The 6,057-nt window shown below is 33.3% G+C and carries 6 protein-coding genes; all 6 read right to left on the reverse strand.

What is annotated here, in order from left to right; genetic code table 11:
• Positions 1–3: 3 nt before the first annotated feature.
• The 6 genes from V6137_RS16125 to pyrR all read right to left on the reverse strand — a co-directional run bounded on the left by V6137_RS16125 (position 4) and on the right by pyrR (position 5,902).
• Entirely contained in the window at positions 4–924 is a 921-nt protein-coding gene (locus V6137_RS16125) for a dihydroorotate dehydrogenase (protein WP_425448988.1), read from the reverse strand.
• Entirely contained in the window at positions 917–1,687 is a 771-nt protein-coding gene (locus V6137_RS16130) for a dihydroorotate dehydrogenase electron transfer subunit (protein ID WP_425448989.1), read from the reverse strand. The genes V6137_RS16125 and V6137_RS16130 overlap by 8 nt, the downstream gene beginning before the upstream one ends.
• A 10-nt stretch (positions 1,688–1,697) precedes the next feature.
• Positions 1,698–2,621: an orotidine-5'-phosphate decarboxylase gene (pyrF, locus tag V6137_RS16135; RefSeq protein WP_425448990.1), complete on the reverse strand. Its 924-nt coding sequence runs from the start codon at positions 2,619–2,621 to the stop codon at positions 1,698–1,700.
• Positions 2,622–2,625: 4 nt separating this feature from the next.
• Positions 2,626–3,900: a dihydroorotase gene (locus V6137_RS16140; protein WP_425448991.1), complete on the reverse strand. Its 1,275-nt coding sequence runs from the start codon at positions 3,898–3,900 to the stop codon at positions 2,626–2,628.
• Positions 3,901–3,965: 65 nt separating this feature from the next.
• Positions 3,966–5,288 carry a uracil-xanthine permease family protein gene (locus V6137_RS16145; protein WP_425448992.1) on the reverse strand — a complete coding sequence of 441 codons (1,323 nt, stop codon included), beginning with the start codon at positions 5,286–5,288 and terminating at the stop codon, positions 3,966–3,968.
• A gap of 74 nt (positions 5,289–5,362) precedes the next feature.
• The gene (pyrR, locus tag V6137_RS16150; protein WP_425448993.1) at positions 5,363–5,902 is read right to left on the reverse strand and encodes a bifunctional pyr operon transcriptional regulator/uracil phosphoribosyltransferase PyrR; all 540 of its coding nucleotides are present in this window, start codon (positions 5,900–5,902) and stop codon (positions 5,363–5,365) included.
• Positions 5,903–6,057 lie beyond the last annotated feature (155 nt).

Genomic DNA, 6,057 nt, shown 5'->3' on the forward strand with positions numbered 1-6,057 from the left:
CTCCTAATAAGTTTTTATTTTTCCTACTAATTTATTTACATCTGAAATATTATTTTTAGCTAAATATTCCCTTAGCTTATCTAGCATTTTCATTGTTATGGTTGGGTCCACAAAGTTTGCTGTTCCAACAGATACTGCCGATGCCCCTGCTAATAGAAATTCTATTATATCCTCTGCCGTCATTATGCCTCCCATCCCTATGATTGGTATATTAACAACTTGACTTACCTGCCATACCATTCTAAGGGCCACGGGCTTTATGGCTGGTCCCGATAGACCTCCAACATTATTTCTAAGTATTGGTCTTCTTGTATTTATATCAATTGCCATTCCCAATAAAGTATTTATTAGACTAATGCAATCTGCCCCACCCTTTTCTGCACTTACTGCTATTTCCTTTATATTCGTCACATTTGGAGATAACTTTACTATAAATGGTTTATCTAATTTCTTTCTTACTTCTTTAGTTATCTTATATACAACATCACTATCGGTTCCAAATGCTACTCCACCCTCTTTAACATTGGGACAGGATATATTCATTTCAACGGCATCACAATCGGTATCATTTATTATTTCAGCCATTTTACAATATTCTTCAATGGTATTTCCCGATATATTTGCTATTACTGTTACACCCTTTTTCTTAAGATAGGGGAGTTCTTCTTTTACAAAGTACTCTACTCCTGGATTTTCAAGACCCACACTATTTAGCATACCACCTGGAGTTTCTGCAATACGTGGAGCCTTATTTCCCTTTCTAGGCTTAAGGGTCAATCCCTTTACCATTATTCCCCCTAGCTTTGATATATCCATAAATTCTTCAAACTCTCTTCCAAAACCATAGGTTCCCGATGCCGTCATTATTGGGTTTTTCAGTTTCAGTTCTCCTATATTTACTTCCATGTTTATACTTTTAGTCATCTATTATCACCTCATTACTCCAAAATACCGGTCCATCCACACATACTTTTTTCATACTTCCATCTGCTATTTCTATAGAACATCCTAAGCATGCACCTATTCCACAGGCCATTCTTTCTTCTAGGGAAACTTGGCACTTTACATTATGTTTCTTAGCTAAATCCATAACTTTTTTTATCATAGGCTTAGGACCACATGTAAAGATGATATCGAAATCTATTTTTTCTATATCTTTTTCAAATAAGTCGGTTACAAAACCTTTATAACCTTCCCTTCCTGTCGTAGTTGATATTATGTTTTTTTTACTATACTTGTCTATCTCTCTATTTAAATAGGGATTATCATTATATCCCAAATATGTGTATATATTATTATCTTTAAGAGCCTTAGCAAGCTCAAGTAATGGGGCTATTCCAATACCTCCTCCTACTATGGCAATATTTTTATTTTTATAATCAGTATCAAAGCCAGTACCTATAGGTCCTAATACATTCATTTGGTCTTTCACCTTCAAGTTAGCCATAGCTTTTGTTCCTTTACCTATAACTTTATAGTATATTACCACTTTATCTTCTTCTTTTTTTATTTCATTGATACTTATAGGTCTTCTTAATATAGGTTCGTTAAATTCATTTACTTTAACTTGTAAAAACTGACCTGGATAACTTGTTTTTGCTATATTTTTACTTATAAACTCCATAACATAGATATCTTCAACTATATTTTCATTTTTTGTTATTACAACATCTTCTATGAATTTCATAAAATCACCTCTACCAAGCTATTTTATTTACTTTTTTAAGGGCAGTAACTATATCATCCCTCATATCTATTGCTGCCTGCCTTACTGCTAAATGGGAATCTTTTCCATTATATTTATCTTTGTACTTTTCCTTCTTATGGGCACCTATTATTCCCCTTGAAGAATTAACTATAGCACCTAAACCATCTTCATTGAAGCAGTTTACAACATCATCAGCTGTTCCCCCTTGGGCTCCATATCCTGGAACTAAAAAGTATGATTTATCCATTATTTTTCTCAATGACTTCATTTCCTCTGGATAGGTTGCACCAACAACAGCTCCCACTGAACTATACCCATACTTTCCAATATAATTTTTTCCCCAATCATTTATTAATTCTCCCATTATTTCATATATCTTTTTATTTTTTATTTCTATGTCCTGTAAATCCTTAGAAGACTTATTTGATGTTTTTGCTAGTATAAATACTCCTTTATTTTCATTGCAGTATTCAGTAAATGGTGCTATAGAATCCTCCCCAAGATATGGATTTAGAGTTACACTATCGATGTCTCCAAAACCTCCTCCTAAATGAGCCTTTGCATAAGCTTTAGCTGTTGACCCTATATCCCCTCTTTTTATATCTGCAATAATCAATAAGCCTTTTTCTTTTGCATAATCCACTGTTTCCTTAAATACTTTAAGTCCCTCTATACCATAACTTTCATAAAATGCTATTTGTGGTTTTATACATGGTACTATGTCTTCTATATTATCTATAATTATTTTATTATACTCTAATATTGCTTTTATCTCTGCTAAGTTTTTATCAGTGTATTCTTTTTCATATTTTTCTATAATGAAATTTGGTACAAGGTTAATCCTTGGGTCTAATCCTACTACTGATGGATTTTTCTTTTCCTTTATTTTTTCAATTAAATTATCTACAAACATTTTATTACCCCCTATAAACAATTTTTCCATTAACCAATGTATATTTTACTTTACTTTTTAATTTATCTCCTATAAAAGGAGTATTTTTTCCCTTTGACACCATATCTTCTTCCTTTAAGATATATTCCTCATCCAAATCTATAACAGTTAAATCAGCTGTATTTCCCTTAGCTATATGTCCACCTTCAATTCCTATTATTTCCCTTGGTTTTGTACTCATTAGTTCAACTAATTTAAATATGTCGATAATGCCCTTATCAACAAGTTCCCTGATAGCCAAAGGTAATGCCAGTTCTATTCCTGATAAGCCAAAAGGGGCCTTATCTAGACTAAGCTGTTTCTCATCCATTGAATGGGGAGCATGGTCTGTGGCTATTATATCTATTGTCCCATCTTTAATGCCTTGAATTATTTCTTTTACATCTTCATCTGTTCTTAATGGTGGGTTAACTTTCCCTATGGCTCCTTTTTCCAATACAACCTTTTCTGTTATGGCAAAATGATGGGGAGTAACTTCACATGTAACTTTAATCCCTTCTTTTTTAGCTTTTCTTATCATCTCCACCGATTCCTTTGTACTTATATGGCATATGTGGATAGGTTTATCTAGTCTCTTTGCTATCTCTATATCCCTTTCTATCATTTTATTTTCTGCTTCCCTTGATATACCTTTTAATTTTAGCTTTTCTGAAATCATTCCTTCATTTATACACCCATCATTAACATAGTTTTCATCTTCACTATGGATTAATATTGGTATCCCTAAATCCCTTGCTTTCTTCATTGCCTTTTCCATTATTTCTTTATCCATAATAGGTTTCCCATCATCTGATATTGCATAAATGCCTTCTTTAAACATTTCTTCTATTTCAGTAAGCATTAAGCCCTCTTCTTTCTCTGTTACTGCCCCTATTGGTAATACCTTAATAATACTATCTTTGTCTATTATACTTTTAAGTATCTTTAAATTATCTACACTATCTATAACTGGTTTAGTATTTGGCATAACGGCTACAGATGTAAATCCTCCCTTTGCAGCAGCCATTGAACCAGTTTTTATTGTCTCTTTATACTCATACCCCGGTTCCCTGAAATGAACATGTATATCAACAAATCCTGGAGCAATATATTTCCCTGATATATCTATTACTTCTATATTATCCACTTCTATATTGTCATCAATTTCTTCTATCAATCCATCTTTTATCAATACGTCGGAACCTTTGATTTCTTTATTGTTTACATCTATAATAAAACCATTTTTTAATATTAATTCCATTTTGCACCTCCCAATTCCACTATTATTTTCTAAAAAAAGAGTAGCATAAATTTATGCTACTCAAATTATTCATTTTCAGGTAAAAGTTTATTTATAATAACTCCTATTAGTGCTGCTAAGCTTAAACCTATCATTTGAATATTGTCAGTTATACTAATCCCTATCTTAGTATTTTTTATGGCAACAAACTCCTGTGGAAGATCTATTCCTTGATTCATTATATCGTTAATCACCTGTTGCTTTCCATTTAAGAACTCTGTTCCTATACCAACAACTAAGATAAGGGAAATAATTATTAAATTTCTATTATTTGAATAGTTTATATCTGAATTTGCAAGGGTTCTTATTCCAACACTGGCTATCATACCAAATAGTATTATACTAACTCCCCCCATTACAGATTGGGGTATGGTTTGTAAAACCGCTCCTACCTTCCCTATAAAGCTAAGTCCTATTGCCATACAAGCTGCTATTCTTAATATAGAAGGATCATAGTTTTTAGTTACTGCTAGTACACTGGTATTTTCTCCATATGTTGTATTTGGAGGTCCTCCTATTAAACCTGCAAATAATGTGGCTAGTCCATCACCTAGTAAAGTTCTATTTAAACCTGGATCCTTTATAAAGTTCTTTCCTACCACTGAACCGTTGGTAGTAATGTCCCCTATATGTTCCATAAATACTGCCAATACTATAGGGGCAATCATGGCTATGGCTCCTATGCTAAACTTAGGTAAAGTGAAGCTAGGTATTGCAAGCATACTTGCACTGTTTATAGCATCATAATTAACCTCTCCCATTATAGCTGCAACAGTATATCCAACCACAACTCCACATAATATTGGTATTACCTTAAATAATCCCTTTCCAAATATGGAAAATATCATAACCGTAATTATAACTATAAAGGCTATTAACCAGTTTGTTGATGCCATACTTATTGCCGTTGGACTCAATGTAAGTCCTATTACTATAATCATTGGTCCAGTAACCACTGGTGGAAAAAAGCTCTTGATTCTTTCAACTCCAAATACTGATATCAATAGGGACAATGCCAAGTATAAAGCCCCAGCAACCATTATTCCACCTTGAGCATATCTTAAATCTCCATATTGACTTGCCACTGCTCCTATTACTGGAATGAAGGCAAAACTAGAGCCTAGAAATGCAGGTACCTTCCCTTTAGTTACAAGGTGGAACAGTAATGTTCCACATCCTGCTGAAAATAATGCCACTGTTGCATTTAATCCAGTAATCATAGGTACCAATATTGTGGCCCCAAACATTGCAATAACATGCTGAAGCCCCATAATTCCTTTTCTTCCTGCTTCTTTTAATTGACTTGTTTCTTTTCCATACCTTGTCTCTGCTGATGTTGTTTTAAGCATAAAAATACCTCCTTATTTTTTGTAGGAGGGAGAATAATCTCCCCTTTTCAGCCTCACGGGACTGATTTAAAAGGTTACACTAATTCAGTTATTGTTACTTCATCTTTATCATCTATTTCTTTAAAACTAACATTTACTAACTCTTCTCTAGATGTGGGAACATTTTTCCCCACAAAATCAGGTCTAATAGGTAACTCCCTATGTCCCCTATCTATCAATACAGCAAGTTGTATTTTTTCTGGTCTTCCCTTATCCACTAAAGCATCTAAAGCTGCTCTAGCTGTTCTTCCTGTATATAAAACATCATCTACTAAAACTATTATTTTACCTGTTATATCATAATGAAATTCTGTAGATTCAACTACAGGCTTATCATCAACTTCTGTTAAGTCATCTCTGTATAAGGTTATATCCAATGTTAAAACGGGTATTTCTACTCCTTCGAACTGCTGAATTTTTTTAGCTATTCTTTTAGCAAAGGGGATACCTCTAGTTTTTATCCCAACTAAAACAATATCGTCTACACCTTTATTTTTTTCAACTATCTCATGGGATATCCTAGTGATTGCCCTGCCAATGGACTTCTCATCTAATATATTAGACTTTGTTTTCATTTGTTATACCTCCTGCTGGTTAGGTTTTATATATAGAGTAGGAGGTAGATAATTAATTTATCTACCGGCCTCTCACACCACCGTACGTACCGTTCGGTATACGGCGGTTCACTAAGACAATCTGAATTTTTCATACTGTGAAGATAAACTTGTAA

Origin of the sequence: Dethiothermospora halolimnae, from assembly GCF_037577855.1 — a bacterium.
Taxonomy (GTDB): Bacteria; Bacillota; Clostridia; order Tissierellales; family VENL01; genus Dethiothermospora; species Dethiothermospora halolimnae.